This window comes from Aquitalea aquatilis (genome assembly GCF_005155025.1).
GTDB lineage: Bacteria > Pseudomonadota > Gammaproteobacteria > Burkholderiales > Chromobacteriaceae > Aquitalea > Aquitalea aquatilis.
The window spans coordinates 1841843-1857611 of record NZ_CP039731.1; the positions used below are offsets into that span (position 1 = coordinate 1841843).

Consider the following 15769-nt stretch of genomic DNA (forward strand, 5'->3'; position numbering starts at 1 on the left):
GGGGCATAATTCGGGAAACACCACGGTAGCAAGTCCCTTCCGAGTTCGATTAACCCAGAGAGCTATTCGCTGGAGGAATATGAAAGTTCTAGTCGCTGTTAAACGCGTTGTCGATTACAACGTGAAGGTTCGGGTGAAGGCTGACGGGTCTGATGTCGATGTCGCCAACGTCAAGATGTCGATGAATCCCTTTGACGAAATCGCGGTGGAAGAAGCCGTGCGTCTGAAGGAAGCCGGCAAGGCCACCGAGATTGTTGTTGTTTCCATGGGCGTGAAGCAGTGCGAGGAAACCCTGCGCACCGCTCTGGCCATGGGCGCTGACCGTGCCATCCTGGTGGAAACCGATACCGAACTGCAGCCGCTGGCCGTGGCCAAGCTGCTCAAGGCCGTGGCGGACAAGGAACAGCCGCAACTGCTGATCGTCGGCAAGCAGGCCATTGATGATGATGCCAACCAGACCGGCCAAATGGCTGCGGCTTTGCTGGGCTGGGCCCAGGGCGCATTCGCTTCCAAGGTGGATGTTGCTGCCGAAACCGTCGACGTTACTCGTGAGATCGACGGTGGCCTGGAAACCCTGAAGCTGCGCCTGCCGGCCGTGGTCACTGCCGACCTGCGCCTGAACGAGCCGCGCTTCATCAAGCTGCCCAATATCATGGCCGCCAAGAAAAAGCCGCTGGAAAAGACCAGCCCGGCCGATCTGGGCGTCGATGTCACTCCGCGTCTGAAAACGCTGAAAGTGGCCGAGCCTTCCAAGCGCTCTGCCGGCATCAAGGTAGCCAATGCTGCCGAGCTGGTAGCCAAACTGAAAAACGACGCAAAGGTGCTGTAAGCCATGGCCATTCTCGTTATCGCTGAACACGACAACCAGGGCCTGAAAGCAGGCACCCTGAATACCGTAACTGCCGCCGCCAAGCTGGGCGAAGTGCATGTACTGGTGGCCGGCCACAATGCCGCAGCTGCTGCCGACGCCGCCAAGAGCGTGGTTGGTGTCAGCAAGGTGCTGCTGGCTGATGCGGCCCAATACGCCCACGGTCTGGCCGAATCGCTGTCCGCCCTGGTAGTGGACGTGGCCAAGAGCTACAGCCATGTGCTGGCTCCGGCTACTTCTTTTGGCAAGAACCTGCTGCCGCGCGTGGCTGCCTTGCTGGATGTGGCGCAGATTTCCGAAATCACTGCCATCGAATCGGCTGATACCTTTGTGCGCCCGGTATACGCCGGCAACGTGCTGGCCACTGTGCAATCGGCTGATGCCATCAAGGTGATCACCGTGCGTACCACGGCTTTCGATGCTGCGGCAGCTCAAGGTGGTTCCGCTGCGGTGGAAAGCGTCGCCGTGGCGGCTGATCCGCAACTGTCCAGCTTTATTGGCCAGGAGCTGACCAAATCTGACCGTCCGGAACTGGGCGCTGCCAAGATCATCGTTTCCGGTGGTCGTGCGCTGGGTTCGGAAGAGCAATTCAAGGCCGTGATCGAACCGCTGGCCGACAAGCTGGGAGCTGCCGTTGGTGCTTCGCGTGCCGCAGTTGACGCGGGCTACGCCCCGAACGACTACCAGGTTGGCCAAACCGGCAAGGTAGTGGCACCGCAGCTGTACTTCGCTGTGGGTATTTCCGGTGCCATCCAGCATCTGGCCGGTATGAAAGATTCCAAGGTGATCGTGGCGATCAACAAGGACGAAGAAGCGCCGATCTTCCAGGTGGCTGACTACGGCATTGTGGGTGACCTGTTCACCGTGGTGCCGGAATTGCTGGCCGAACTGGCCAAGTAAAGGTGTGTGGGGAGGGGCAGCCCTCCCCATCCGAGCAGGCAGCATAGCCGCCGGAATCAAAAAATAAAAACCGGCTACGACCGGTCTGCTTCATGGAGGAGCAAGCTTTCCCGCCGCAGCTCGCGGTGGGTAGGCATGCTCATGCATCAGGTGGACGGCGAGCCGGTTTTTTCATATCTACGACGATTGTAGTGCAGCAAGAATAAGGAGAGGCTGATGATTTATAACGCGCCAGTTAAAGAAATTCGCTTTGTTCTCAATGAATTGGCCGAGCTGACCTCGGTGTGCAGCCTGCCTGGTTATGAAGACTGCTCGGTGGAGCTGGTCGATGCCATTCTGGAAGAAGCCGCCAAGTTTGCCGAAGGGGTGCTGGCTCCCATCAACAAGCAGGGTGACAAAGGGGCCACGCTGAAAGACGGCGAAGTGACCGCCGCGCCGGGCTTCAAGGACGCCTGGCAGCAATATGTCGAATCCGGCTGGGTGGGCCTGCGTGCGCCGGCTGATTTTGGCGGGCAGGGCATGCCGGCGCTGGTGGCGATTGCCGCCGAAGAAATGTGGTGTTCGGCCAATCTGGCCTTTTCACTGGCACCGCTGTTGACGTTGGGTGCGGTGGAAGCCATTCACCATCATGCCTCGGAAGAACTCAAGGCCATTTATCTGCCGCGCATGTCCAGTGGTGAGTGGACTGGTACCATGAACCTGACCGAGCCGCAGGCCGGTTCCGACCTGGCTCAGGTACGCTCGCGTGCCGTGCCGCAGGCCGATGGCAGCTATCGCATCAGTGGGCAGAAAATCTTCATCACCTGGGGTGAGCACGATATGGCCGACAATATCGTCCATCTGGTGCTGGCCCGTCTGCCGGACGCTCCGGCCGGGGTGAAGGGTATTTCCCTGTTCATCGTGCCCAAGTTCCTGGTGAGTGCTGATGGCAGCCTGGGTGCGCGTAACGACGTACGTTGCGTATCGCTGGAACACAAGCTGGGCATCCACGGCAGCCCGACGGCGGTGATGAGTTTTGGTGATAACGATGGTGCCATCGGCTATCTGGTGGGCGAGGCCAACAAGGGTCTGGGCTATATGTTCACCATGATGAACCACGCCCGCCTTGGGGTGGGGGTGGAGGGCATGTCGGTATCCGAGCGCGCCTACCAGAAGGCAGTGGAATATGCCCGCGACCGCGTGCAAAGCCGGGCTGTCGGTTCGCCCGACCCGGCTGGTGTGGCCATCATCAAGCATCCCGACATCCGTCGCATGCTGATGACCATGCGCGCCCAGATCGAAGCCCAGCGCGCGCTGGCCTTCTACACCGCTGCGGCGCTGGATCGTGCCTCGCGCCATCCGGTGGCCAGCGAAGCAGCGCGCAATCAGGCGCTGGTGAATTTCCTCATTCCCATCGTCAAGGGTTGGAATACCGAGCAGGCCAATGAACTGACCAGCCTGGCGGTGCAAGTGCATGGCGGCATGGGCTTTATCGAAGAAACCGGCGTGGCGCAGTACTACCGTGATGCGCGCATCACCGCCATTTACGAAGGCACTACCGGCATTCAGGCGCTGGACCTTATTGGCCGCAAGACCTTCAGCGAAGGCGGCGCGACGGCCCGTGCGCTGTTGGATGAAGCGCGTGCCACGGCTGGCAAGCTGGAAGCCGCCGGTTACGCCAGTATCGCCGCCAATCTGCAGCAGGCTGCGGCCGAGGCCGAACGCTGCGTTGCTTTCATTCTCGATAGCTTCGGTAGTCAGCCGCAGCTGGCAGCCGCCGGTTCGGTACCTTTCCTCAAGCTGATGGGTATTGTGCTGGGTGGCTGGCAACTGGGCCGCGCCGCGCTGATCGCCCGCGAAAAACTGGGGGAAGACGGTGTGGATGAGGATTTCCTCAAGGCCAAAATCATCACCGCCCGCTTCTTTGCCGAGCATATGTTGCCGCAGGTCGGCGGCCTGGCCGCGGCCATTGTGGATGGTGCCGACAGCGTGCTGGAACTGGACGACAGCCTGTTCTAAGCTGAAGTCCTGCCAGCCGAAACAGCCACCTGCGGGTGGCTGTTTCTTTAAGTAAAGCTATTGGAAATTGTGCAGGGAAAATCAGGAAGTGATGCAAAAACAGGTGCTTGTGACTTGTTTCAACTGGCCGAAAGCGGTATGATTGAAAGGTTTAACCAAACGGGACAGGCGCAAAACGTCGTGTCCCGTTATTCACATAAAAATCCGCAAAAACATACAAGCGAAACGCAACAGGAGCTAGTCAGTGTCAACCGTACCAGCGATCCTCGTCTTGGCTGACGGTACCCTCTTCAAGGGCAGTGCCATCGGAGCCACCGGCCATACGGTCGGCGAAGTGGTATTCAATACCGCCATGACCGGGTATCAGGAAATCCTCACCGATCCCTCCTACACCAAACAAATCGTCACCCTGACTTATCCCCATATCGGTAATGTCGGCGCGAATTCGGAAGATACCGAATCACGCGCCGTTTTTGCATCCGGTCTGATCATTCGCGATCTGCCGCTGTTGCACAGCAACTTCCGTGCGGAAGATTCGTTGTCCGACTATCTGGCCAAGAACAATGTCGTGGCCATCGCCGATATCGATACCCGTCGCCTGACTCGCATTCTGCGCGAGAAGGGTGCCCAGCCTGGCTGCATCATGGCTGGTGCCGATCTGGACGAAGCCCGCGCGCTGGAACTGGCACGTGGTTTCGGCTCCATGGCTGGCCAGGATCTGGCCAAGGTGGTCAGCTGTGCCGAGTCCTACCAGTGGAAACTGGGCGAATGGAAGCTGGGTGCCGGCTATAGCGAACAGGCCGAAACCCCCTTCCATGTCGTTGCCTACGACTTCGGTGTCAAGCACAACATCCTGCGCATGCTGGCCGAACGTGGCTGCAAGCTGACCGTGGTTCCGGCGCAGACGCCGGCCAAGGATGTGCTGGCGCTGAATCCGGATGGCGTGTTCCTGTCCAACGGCCCGGGCGATCCGGAACCGTGCGACTACGCCATCGCCGCCATCCGCGACATCCTGGAAACCCGCCTGCCGGTATTCGGTATCTGCCTGGGTCACCAGTTGTTGGGTCTGGCCTCCGGTGCCAAGACCAGCAAGATGAAGTTTGGCCACCACGGTGCCAACCACCCGGTGCAGGATCTGGACAGCGGCCGCGTGATGATCACCAGCCAGAACCACGGCTTCCAGGTGGATGAGTCCACCCTGCCGGCCAATGTGCGCGTGACCCATCGCAGCCTGTTCGACCAGACCGTACAGGGCATTGCGCTGACCGACCGCCCGGCATTCTCCTTCCAGGGACACCCGGAAGCCAGCCCCGGTCCGGAAGACGTGGCCTATCTGTTTGACCGCTTCATCACGGCGATGAGCCAGGCGAAGTAAACGGACCAGAACGGAGAACAAGCATGCTGGGCATTACCGATATCACCACCTACCTGATTGGCACCATCATCATCGTGTTGCTGCCAGGCCCCAACTCCATGTATGTGCTGTCGGTGGCGGCACAGCGCGGCATCCGCCGCGGCTTTGTGGGGGCCTGCGGGGTATTTGCCGGTGATGCAATCCTGATGACGCTGGCCGCCACGGGGGCGGCAGGGGTGCTCAAGGCCAATCCGGCCCTGTTTGCCGTGGTCAAGTATGCCGGTGGTGCTTACCTGACCTGGCTGGGCCTGCAGATGCTGCGTGGCGCCTGGCGTGCCTGGCGCAGTGCTTCCCGTACGGAAGACGCTGCGCCGCAAGCACAGCGCGAAGTGGACGCCAGCCGTCCCTTCGTCAAGGCGCTGGTCATCAGCCTGATGAACCCCAAGGCCATCTTGTTCTTCGTGTCCTTCTTCGTGCAATTCGTCGACCCGGCCTATCCGCACCCGGTGCTGACCTTTCTTGTGCTGGGCGGCTTGCTGCAGTGCTGCAGCGCCCTCTATCTGGCCACCATCATCGTGTCCGGAGCAAGACTGGCCGAAGCCTTCCGCCGCCGCCGCAAACTGTCCTCCGCCATGTCTGGCGGGGTGGGCGCGCTGTTTCTGGGCTTCGGGGCCAAACTGGCGGCAGCCAGCCTGAACTGAACAATTGAAATTGACTGAGCGATAACATGCCGAAACGTACCGACCTCAAGAGTATTCTCATCATCGGCGCCGGCCCCATTGTCATTGGCCAGGCCTGCGAGTTTGACTACTCCGGCGCCCAGGCCTGCAAGGCCCTGCGTGAAGAAGGTTACAAAGTCATCTTGGTGAACTCCAATCCGGCCACCATCATGACTGACCCGAACATGGCCGATGTCACCTACATCGAACCGATCACCTGGCCTGTTCTGGAAAAAATCATTGCCAAGGAACGTCCGGACGCCATCTTGCCCACCATGGGCGGCCAGACCGCACTGAACTGTGCGCTGGACCTGGCCAAGCATGGCGTGCTGGAAAAGTACAATGTCGAGCTGATCGGTGCCACCGAAGACGCCATCGACAAGGCAGAAGACCGTGGCCGCTTCAAGGAAGCCATGGCCAAGATCGGCCTGTCCTGCCCGCTGTCCTTTGTCTGCCACAGCATGGAAGAGTCGCTGGAAGCGCAGTCCAAGGTGGGTTACCCCACGCTGATCCGCCCGTCCTTCACCATGGGCGGCTCCGGTGGCGGCATCGCCTACAACAAGGAAGAATTCCTGGCGATCTGCGAGCGCGGCTTTGAAGCGTCTCCCACCCATGAACTGCTGATCGAGCAGTCCGTACTCGGCTGGAAAGAGTACGAAATGGAAGTGGTGCGCGACAAAAAAGACAACTGCATCATCATCTGCTCCATCGAGAACTTCGACCCGATGGGCGTGCATACCGGTGACTCCATCACCGTGGCTCCGGCACAGACCCTCACCGACAAGGAATACCAGATCATGCGTAATGCATCGATCGCGGTACTCCGTGAAATCGGCGTGGATACCGGTGGCTCCAACGTGCAGTTCGCCACCAATCCGGTCAACGGCGAAATGATCGTGATCGAGATGAACCCGCGTGTATCGCGTTCGTCGGCACTGGCTTCCAAGGCCACCGGCTTCCCGATTGCCAAGGTGGCTGCCAAGCTGGCCGTGGGCTACACCCTGGACGAACTGAAAAACGACATCACCGGCGGCGCAACCCCGGCTTCGTTCGAACCGTCCATCGACTACGTGGTCACCAAGATCCCGCGTTTTGCCTTCGAAAAATTCCCGCAGGCCGACAACCGCCTGACCACCCAGATGAAGTCGGTGGGCGAAGTGATGGCCATGGGCCGCACCCTGCAGGAATCCATGCACAAGGCGCTGCGTGGCCTGGAAACCGGTCTGTCCGGTTTCAACTCGGTGACCAGCAACGAAGAAACCATCCGTCACGAAGTCAGCACCCCGGGACCGGAACGCATCCTGTACGTGGCCGACGCCTTCCGCGTGGGCATGAGCCGCGACGATGTGTTTGCCTTGAGCAAGATCGACCCGTGGTTCCTGGCGCAGATTGAAGACATCGTGGGCGAAGAAAAAGCCCTGGCCGGCCGCAAGGTGGAAGAGTTGAGCTTTGACGAACTGCGTCGTCTGAAGCGCAAGGGCTTCTCCGACCGTCGTCTGGGTGAACTGCTGAATACCGACCAGGCTGCCGTGCGCGCCAAGCGCTGGGCATTGGGTCTGCACCCGGTCTACAAGCGTGTGGATACCTGCGCGGCCGAGTTCGCCACTTCCACCGCCTATATGTATTCCAGCTACGAAGAAGAGTGCGAAGCCAACCCGTCCGACCGCAAGAAGGTCATGGTACTGGGTGGCGGCCCCAACCGTATCGGTCAGGGCATCGAATTCGACTACTGCTGCGTGCATGCGGCGCTGGCGCTGCGTGAATCCGGTTTCGAGACCATCATGGTCAACTGCAACCCGGAAACCGTCTCCACCGACTACGACACCTCCGACCGTCTGTACTTCGAGCCGCTGACGCTGGAAGACGTGCTGGAAATCTGCCGTATCGAAAAGCCGTTTGGTGTCATCGTGCAGTACGGTGGCCAGACCCCGCTGAAGCTGGCGCGCGCGCTGGAAGCCAATGGTGTGCCCATCATCGGGACCAGCCCGGACATGATCGACGCCGCGGAAGACCGCGAGCGCTTCCAGAAGCTGCTGCACGACCTGGGCCTGAAACAGCCGCCGAACCGCACTGCGCGTACTCCGGCCGATGCCATGAAGCTGGCCGAAGAAATCGGCTATCCGCTGGTGGTGCGCCCGTCTTACGTACTGGGTGGCCGTGCGATGGAAATCGTGCACGAGCCGGCCGACCTCGAGCGCTACATGCGCGAAGCGGTCAAGGTATCCAACGACAGCCCGGTACTGCTGGATCACTTCCTCAATGACGCCATCGAAGTCGACGTGGATTGCATCTCTGACGGCACCTCGGTGGTGATCGGCGGCATCATGCAGCATATCGAACAGGCTGGTGTGCACTCCGGTGACTCCGCCTGCTCGCTGCCGCCGTACAGCCTGTTCCCGGCGGTGCAGGACGAAATCCGTCGCCAGACCGAAGCCATGGCGCGTGCGCTGAATGTGGTTGGCCTGATGAACGTACAGTTCGCCATCCAGGGTGACACCATCTACGTGCTGGAAGTCAACCCGCGTGCCTCGCGTACCGTGCCGTTTGTTTCCAAGGTAACCGGCGCATCGCTGGCCAAGATTGCCGCTCGTGCCATGGCTGGTATCAGCCTGATCGAGCAAGGCTTTACCCAGGAAGTCATCCCGCCGTATTACGCGGTGAAGGAAGCCGTATTCCCCTTCATCAAGTTCCCTGGTGTCGATACCATCCTTGGGCCGGAAATGAAGTCCACCGGTGAAGTGATGGGTGTGGGCAAGAGCTTTGCGGAAGCCTTCGTCAAGAGCCAGCTGGCTGCCGGCGACAAGCTGCCGCGCACCGGCAAGGTGTTCCTGTCGGTACGCCAGTCCGACAAGAACGGTGCGGTAGACGTGGCACGTGAGCTGCAGCGTCTGGGCTTTGGCGTGTGTGCCACCCGTGGCACGGCCAAGACCCTGGCCGAAGCCGGCATCGTGGTGCAGGTGGTCAACAAGGTAAACGAAGGTCGCCCGCACATCGTCGACATGATCAAGAACGGCGAAATCGACGTGCTGGTCAATACCGTGGATGAAAAGCGCCAGGCCATTCAGGACAGCCACTCCATCCGTCGCAGCGCGCTGCAGGCCCGTATTCCGCAATACACTACCCTGGCTGGTGCCAAGGCCGTGTGTGTGGGCATGGCGCATGTGGAAGAGTTTGATGTTTACAGCGTTCAGGAACTGCACGCCTCCATCAAGCACTAATCTTGCTGCCAGCTGGAAGCTAAGGGACAAGTTGTGCGTTGAAGCTTTGAACCACAAGCGATTTGCCGTTACAATCTAGCTATTGAACCCGCAACACCCAAGCCGCCGTCTCGTACGGCGGCTTGTGTTTTTGATGACGGCGGGGTACCGCCTCAGGAGAACACCCGAATGAACAAAGTCCCGTTGACTCTGCGTGGCGCCGAGCTTCTCAAAGAAGAACTGCAACGCCTGAAGAGCGTGGAACGTCCGGCGGTTATCGAAGCGATCGCCGAGGCGCGTTCGCATGGCGACCTGTCGGAAAACGCCGAATACGATGCAGCCAAGGAACGCCAAGGCTTCGTCGAAGGCCGCATTGCCGATCTCGAAGGCAAGATTTCCAATGCCATCATCATTAATCCGGCCGAGCTGGATGCCGATGGTCGCGTGGTGTTTGGTGCTACTGTCGAACTGATGGATCTGGAAACCGAAGACAAAGTCACCTACCAGATCGTGGGCGACGATGAAGCCGACATCAAGGTCTGCAAGGTTTCGGTCAATTCGCCGATTGCGCGTGCGCTGATCGGCAAGGAAGCCGGCGATGTGGCCGAGGTGGTGGCACCGGGCGGCATCCGCGAATACGAAGTGCTAGACGTCAAGTACATCTAAAACTGTCAGATCAAACGCGCGGCTATCGCGCGTTTTTGCTGTGTTTCAGGGAGAGCGCGCATGGATGGGTTGCGAGCGATTACCAGAACCTTCTGGATAGGCGGGCTGTGGGTCATTGGCCTGATTGTCACGCCGGTATTGTTCAAGATGCTGGATACGGTGACCGCAGGCATGGTGGCTGGCAAGCTGTTTGCCGGCATTGCCTGGGTTGGTCTGGTCTGCGGTGTATTTTTGCTGGTGGACAATGTCTGGCGCAATGGCGTGCGCGGCATGAAGGAGAGCAGCTTCTGGCTGATCGTCGGCATGCTGCTGTGCACCGTCATCAACCACTTTGCGGTCACCCCCATCATCGCCGAGCTGAAGTTGCAGATGAACCATGCGGCGGAAGGGCTGTTTGGCGGTGGCTTTGCCACCTGGCACGCCATTTCCAGCCTGATTTATCTGGTGCAAAGCCTGATGGGCCTGGCCTACATCCTGCGCCGTGACTGAGCAGGTCTGAGCACCAGCAGGGCCGGGACAAAATAAAAGCGGTGGAGTCCCACCGCTTTTGCTATACCGGCCAAGAGCTGGCTCAGGATTGCGACGCCAGCTTCAGTGCCTTTTTGTTCTTCGGCAGTACGATGCGCTGTTTGTCGCTGGGACGCCACAGCACCAGCAGTTTGCCGATATGCTGTACCGGAGCAGCACTGAGATCATCGCAGATTTGCTCGTACAGCGCGATGCGGGCAGCGCGGTCATCACCTTGTACGCGGATTTTGATCAGCTCGTGGGCATCCAGGCTGATGGCGATTTCGCGCAGTACGGAGTCGCTCAGGCCATTATTGCCGATCATCACGACCGGGTTGAGCGTCTGGGCCAGACCCTTGAGGTGTTGGCGCTGGAAAGGTTGCAGTTCGATTTTCATTGGACAGGCTTGGTTTCAAAGCAAAACCGGATTCTACTAGAGTTTGGCCCTTTGCCCAAACTCTGGCCACAAACAGACTGAAAAACAACAGGATAGCCCACCGGCTATGCTGGACGAGATTGGCAGAAAGCTACCCATGGCAAGAAGTACCAGCAGCAATATCTGGCTGCGCGAACATGTTAACGACCAGTATGTACAGATGGCCAAGAAAGACGGCTACCGGGCAAGGGCAGCGTACAAGCTGCTGGAAATCAACGAAAAAGACAAACTGATACGCCCCGGTACCGTGCTGGCCGACCTGGGGAGCGCCCCAGGCAGCTGGTCGCAAGTAGCCGCCCGTATCGTCGGTGAGCAGGGCAAGGTGTTTGCGCTGGATATTCTGCCGATGAATCCGATTGCCGATGTGGAATTCATCCAGGGCGATTTTCGTGAAGAAGAAATTCTGCAGCAGTTTGTCGACCTGCTGGATGGTCGTGCGCTGGACCTTGTAATTTCCGATATGGCACCCAATATCTCAGGAATGAGCGCCATGGATCAGGCCAGAAGTTTTCTCCTGTGTGAGCTGGCGCTGGAATTTGCGCGCGATCACCTGAAACCCGGCGGCAGTTTTCTCGTCAAAGTGTTCCAGGGCAGTGATTTCCAGTCCTACCTCCAGGCCATGCGCGAGCTGTTCGAAGAGGTGGTCACCCGCAAACCCAAGGCCTCGCGCGATCGTTCCAGTGAAATTTACTTGCTGGGCAAGGGCCGACGCTGACATACAACCCCTCGGGGTTTACAATCCATACCAATGAAATACGCAACCGCAAAGTCAGGGCACAGAGGAGTCCGCTACTCGTGAACAATATCGGCAAAAACATAGCCATCTGGGTCATCATCGGTTTGGTACTGATGACAGTATTCAATCAGTTCAACAAACGCCAGGACGCCCAGAACCAGATCGAGTACTCGCAATTCATCAGCGATGTCGAATCCGGCAAGGTGCAATCCCTGAGCATTGAGGGCCATCCCCTGCGTGGCCAGTGGCTGAAGGGTAAGCGGACAGACGGTTCGGCATTTGCCACCTACGCTCCGTACGACCCGCAACTGGTCGAAGACCTGATCAAGAACAACGTACGCTTCTCCGCCAAGCCGGAAGAAGAACCGTCCATGCTGATGAGCATCTTCATCAGCTGGTTCCCGATGCTGTTGCTGATTGGCGTGTGGGTTTTCTTCATGCGTCAGATGCAGGGCGGCGGCAAGGGCGGTGCTTTCTCCTTCGGCAAGAGCAAGGCGCGCATGCTGGATCAGGACACCAATACCGTGACCTTTGCGGATGTGGCCGGCTGCGATGAAGCCAAGGAAGAAGTAAAGGAAATCGTCGATTACCTGCGCGATCCGTCCCGCTACCAGAGTCTGGGTGGGCGCATTCCGCGCGGCATCTTGCTGTGTGGCTCCCCGGGTACCGGTAAAACGCTGTTGGCCAAGGCCATCGCTGGCGAAGCCAAGGTGCCGTTCTTCAGCATCTCTGGTTCCGACTTTGTGGAAATGTTTGTCGGCGTGGGTGCTGCCCGTGTCCGCGACATGTTCGAGCAGGCGAAAAAGAACTCGCCTTGCATCATCTTCATCGATGAAATCGATGCTGTCGGCCGCCAGCGTGGTGCTGGTCTGGGCGGTGGCAACGACGAACGCGAACAGACGCTGAACCAGCTGCTGGTGGAAATGGATGGTTTCGAAACCAACACCACCGTTATCGTGATCGCCGCGACCAACCGTCCTGACGTACTCGACCCAGCCCTGCAACGTCCGGGCCGTTTCGACCGCCAGGTGGTGGTGCCGCTGCCGGATATCCGTGGTCGCGAACAGATTCTGTCCGTGCACATGCGCAAAGTCCCGATTGCTGCCGATGTGGAACCTTCGGTCATCGCTCGTGGCACGCCGGGTTTCTCCGGTGCTGATCTGGCCAACCTGGTGAACGAGGCTGCGCTGTTTGCTGCCCGTCGCGCCAAGCGCCTGGTGGACATGGTGGATTTCGAGTCGGCCAAGGACAAGATCATGATGGGTGCCGAGCGCCGCAGCATGGTGATGTCGGAGGAAGAAAAGCGTAATACCGCTTATCACGAATCCGGCCATGCCGTTGTTGCCAAGCTCTTGCCCAAGTCGGATCCGGTGCACAAGGTCACCATCATTCCGCGCGGACGTGCGCTGGGTGTGACCATGCAGCTGCCGGAACAGGACCGCTTTGCCTATGATCGCGGCTACCTGATGGACCGTCTGGCCATTCTGTTCGGCGGTCGTATTGCCGAAGAGCTGTTCATGAACCAGATGACCACCGGTGCTTCCAACGACTTCGAACGTGCCACACAAATGGCGCGCGACATGGTGACCCGCTACGGCATGTCCGACAAGCTCGGTCCGATGGTGTATGGCGACAACGAAGGTGAAGTCTTCCTGGGTCGTTCCATCACCACGCACAAGAACCTGTCCGAAGCCACGATGCAGCAAGTGGATATGGAAATCCGCCGCATTATCGACGAGCAGTACGGGCTGGCCCGCCGTCTGCTGGAAGATAACCGCGACAAGGTGGAAGCCATGACCGCAGCCCTGCTGGAATGGGAAACCATCGATGCCGAGCAGATTAACGACATCATGGATGGCAAGCCGCCGCGTCCGCCCAAACCGGGCAGCGGTTTCCCGGCCAAGCCGGAAGACAAGCCGGCTGAAGCCAGCCCGGCAGCAGCAACATCTACGCCGGCTCAGGAACTCTGATCACCGGTTTTTGCAGGGCGGCAGCTTAGGCTGTCGCCCTGTTTTGCATTTATCAGGCAGATATTTCCCATGCAATTGCTTGAATGCGGGCGTTTCCAGCTCGATCTGACCCAGCCCATGATCATGGGCATCCTCAATGTCACGCCGGATTCGTTTTCCGATGGCGGTCGCTTCAACTCCCTGGATAGTGCGCTGCAACGTGCCGAAAGCATGCTGGCAGACGGTGCGGCCATTCTGGATATCGGTGGTGAATCCACCCGTCCCGGTGCGCCGGAAGTCAGTGTGCAGCAGGAGCTGGACCGGGTGATGCCGGTGCTGGAACAGTTGAAGGGCATCGGCGCGCCCTTGTCGCTGGATACCCGCCGTACTGCGGTGATGCGTGCCGCCTTGCAATTGGGGGCGGTGGATCTGATCAATGATGTTTCTGCGCTGGAGGATGATGGTGCGGTGGACGCGGTGGCTGCATCGAATGTGGCGCTCTGCCTGATGCACAAGCAGGGTAATCCGGACTCCATGCAGCAGGCCCCGCACTATCTGGATGTGGTGGATGAAGTGGGCCATTATCTGTTGCGCCGGGTACAGCTGTGCCGCGATGCCGGTATTGCCGATGCCCGTCTGCTGATCGATCCCGGTTTCGGCTTTGGAAAAACTCTGCAGCACAATCTGCAATTGCTGGCCGGACTGCGCCGTATCGAGGCCATCAGCGGCCTTCCCTTGCTAGTGGGGCTGTCGCGCAAATCCATGCTCGGTGCCATTACCGGCGAGGCCATTCCCTGCGAGCGGCTGGGGGCCAGCCTGGCCGTGGCGCTGTTGTCCTTGCAGCAGGGCGCCAGGATAGTACGGGTACACGATGTCAAGGCCAGCCATCAGGCCTTGCAGGTGTGGGGCGCGATGCAGGCCTATGCCGACTGACGCCGTTATAGCCGCAGAGTTTTGCTGTGCGACTTGGCGCACAGGTACAATGCATGACTCCCGCAGGGGCCATTTTGCTGTTATGCGTTGCCAGCCATGCTGCGGCAACGTGATTAGGATGATGAGATGAGTCGCAAATATTTTGGAACGGATGGTGTGCGTGGCGAAGTAGGGCAGTTCCCCATTACGCCGGATTTTGTTCTCAAGCTGGGCCATGCTGCTGGCCGGGTGCTGGTCGATCATGACAAGGTGCATCGCCCCACGGTGTTGATCGGCAAGGACACCCGGATTTCCGGCTATATGCTGGAGGCGGCGCTGCAGGCCGGCTTTACTGCTGCCGGTGTCAATGTACTGCTGACCGGGCCTTTGCCGACTCCGGGCATCGCCTATCTGACGCGTGCGTTGCGGCTGGAGGCCGGGGTGGTGATTTCTGCCTCGCACAACCCGTATCAGGATAATGGCATCAAGTTCTTTGCCGAAGGTGGCAAAAAACTGGATGACACGCTGGAGCTGGAAATCGAGGCCATGCTTGAGCAGCCGATGACCACCAACAGCTCGGTGGAGCTGGGGCGCGCCCGTCGTATTTCCGGTGCCGCCGAACGCTATATCGAATTCTGCAAGAGTACCTTCCCCGGCGAGCGCGATCTCAAACAGCTCAAACTGGTGGTGGATTGCGCGAATGGTGCCACCTACCATATCGCGCCCAAGGTATTTCACGAACTGGGTGCCGAAGTGGTGGTCATTGGCGGGGAGCCGGATGGCTACAACATCAATGACAAGGTGGGCGCGACCTACCCCAAGACCCTGCAAGTCGCCGTGCTGGAACACCATGCCGATTTCGGCATTTCGCTGGATGGCGACGGCGACCGGCTGATCATGGTGGATCGCAATGGCAAGGTGTATGACGGCGACCAGCTGATTTACATCATTGCCAGGGCCCGTGCCGCGCGCGGCGACCTGCGGGGCGGCGTAGTGGGGACCGTGATGACCAATATGGCGATGGAACTGGCCCTGAACAAGCTGGGTGTGGCTTTTGGTCGTGCCAAGGTGGGTGACCGCTACGTCCTGGAAATGCTGCACGCCAATGGCTGGCAGGTGGGGGGCGAGGCCTCTGGCCATATCCTGTGTCTGGACAAGCACACCACAGGGGACGGCATCATCTCCAGTCTGCAGGTATTGGCCAGTCTGGCCGAAATGGGCATCAGCATGGAAGAAGCCTGTCACGACTGGACGCCATTCCCGCAAACCATGATCAATGTCCGTCACAATGGTTGCGACTGGAAAGCGGCTTCTGCCGAGGCATTGGCCGCTGCCGAGGCTGCGCTGGTTGGCGTGGGGCGCGTGGTATTGCGTCCTTCCGGTACCGAGCCGGTGGTACGGGTGATGGTGGAAGCGAGCGACCGTGGCTTATCGGAAAAGTGGGCCAGAGAAATTGCTGCCACCATAGAGCGGGTCGCCTGAGCGGGTTTTTCTGTTTGGCAGTAAAAATGATAAGGCCACTACCTT

The 15769-nt window shown here is 59.3% G+C and carries 14 protein-coding genes; 13 read left to right on the forward strand and 1 reads right to left on the reverse strand.

Annotated features, from left to right (window positions below):
- Positions 1–79: 79 nt before the first annotated feature.
- The 9 genes from FAZ30_RS08595 to FAZ30_RS08635 all read left to right on the forward strand — a co-directional run bounded on the left by FAZ30_RS08595 (position 80) and on the right by FAZ30_RS08635 (position 10191).
- The gene (locus FAZ30_RS08595; protein ID WP_124645444.1) at positions 80–829 is read left to right on the forward strand and encodes an electron transfer flavoprotein subunit beta/FixA family protein; all 750 of its coding nucleotides are present in this window, start codon (positions 80–82) and stop codon (positions 827–829) included.
- A gap of 3 nt (positions 830–832) precedes the next feature.
- The gene (locus FAZ30_RS08600; RefSeq protein ID WP_124645445.1) at positions 833–1768 is read left to right on the forward strand and encodes an electron transfer flavoprotein subunit alpha/FixB family protein; all 936 of its coding nucleotides are present in this window, start codon (positions 833–835) and stop codon (positions 1766–1768) included.
- 216 nt (positions 1769–1984) lie between these two features.
- Positions 1985–3766, forward strand: coding sequence for an acyl-CoA dehydrogenase (locus FAZ30_RS08605; protein WP_124645446.1), 1782 nt, complete (start codon positions 1985–1987; stop codon positions 3764–3766).
- A gap of 60 nt (positions 3767–3826) precedes the next feature.
- Entirely contained in the window at positions 3827–4045 is a 219-nt protein-coding gene (locus FAZ30_RS08610) for a hypothetical protein (protein ID WP_124645447.1), read from the forward strand.
- A complete protein-coding gene (carA, locus tag FAZ30_RS08615; RefSeq protein ID WP_124645448.1) occupies positions 4011–5141 on the forward strand; it encodes a glutamine-hydrolyzing carbamoyl-phosphate synthase small subunit in 1131 nt (376 codons plus the stop codon). The genes FAZ30_RS08610 and carA overlap by 35 nt, the downstream gene beginning before the upstream one ends.
- A 23-nt stretch (positions 5142–5164) precedes the next feature.
- Positions 5165–5821 carry a leucine efflux protein LeuE gene (gene leuE, locus FAZ30_RS08620; protein ID WP_124645449.1) on the forward strand — a complete coding sequence of 219 codons (657 nt, stop codon included), beginning with the start codon at positions 5165–5167 and terminating at the stop codon, positions 5819–5821.
- Between the two features lie 26 nt (positions 5822–5847).
- Positions 5848–9057, forward strand: a complete 3210-nt coding sequence (carB, locus tag FAZ30_RS08625; RefSeq protein WP_137009277.1) for a carbamoyl-phosphate synthase large subunit — start codon at positions 5848–5850, stop codon at positions 9055–9057.
- Between the two features lie 168 nt (positions 9058–9225).
- Positions 9226–9702 (forward strand): transcription elongation factor GreA, encoded by a 477-nt coding sequence (gene greA / locus FAZ30_RS08630; RefSeq protein ID WP_124645451.1) that lies wholly within the window; start codon positions 9226–9228, stop codon positions 9700–9702.
- Between the two features lie 60 nt (positions 9703–9762).
- Positions 9763–10191, forward strand: coding sequence for a DUF4149 domain-containing protein (locus FAZ30_RS08635; RefSeq protein ID WP_124645452.1), 429 nt, complete (start codon positions 9763–9765; stop codon positions 10189–10191).
- A gap of 82 nt (positions 10192–10273) precedes the next feature.
- Here the strand turns inward: FAZ30_RS08635 and FAZ30_RS08640 are convergent, their stop codons facing one another.
- On the reverse strand, positions 10274–10606 hold the full coding sequence (locus tag FAZ30_RS08640; RefSeq protein WP_124645453.1) for a YhbY family RNA-binding protein: 333 nt from the start codon (positions 10604–10606) through the stop codon (positions 10274–10276).
- A 136-nt stretch (positions 10607–10742) separates the two neighbouring features.
- Here FAZ30_RS08640 and rlmE point away from each other — a divergent pair, with 136 nt between their 5' ends.
- The 4 genes from rlmE (at position 10743) to glmM (ending at position 15724) form a co-directional block, all read left to right on the forward strand.
- Complete coding sequence (rlmE, locus tag FAZ30_RS08645) at positions 10743–11360, forward strand: 23S rRNA (uridine(2552)-2'-O)-methyltransferase RlmE (RefSeq protein WP_124645454.1); 618 nt, start codon at positions 10743–10745, stop codon at positions 11358–11360.
- A gap of 80 nt (positions 11361–11440) precedes the next feature.
- Positions 11441–13351: an ATP-dependent zinc metalloprotease FtsH gene (gene ftsH, locus FAZ30_RS08650; RefSeq protein ID WP_103524369.1), complete on the forward strand. Its 1911-nt coding sequence runs from the start codon at positions 11441–11443 to the stop codon at positions 13349–13351.
- Between the two features lie 69 nt (positions 13352–13420).
- Positions 13421–14263 carry a dihydropteroate synthase gene (gene folP, locus FAZ30_RS08655; protein WP_124645455.1) on the forward strand — a complete coding sequence of 281 codons (843 nt, stop codon included), beginning with the start codon at positions 13421–13423 and terminating at the stop codon, positions 14261–14263.
- Between the two features lie 126 nt (positions 14264–14389).
- Positions 14390–15724: a phosphoglucosamine mutase gene (gene glmM / locus FAZ30_RS08660; RefSeq protein ID WP_124645456.1), complete on the forward strand. Its 1335-nt coding sequence runs from the start codon at positions 14390–14392 to the stop codon at positions 15722–15724.
- Positions 15725–15769: the final 45 nt, after the last annotated feature.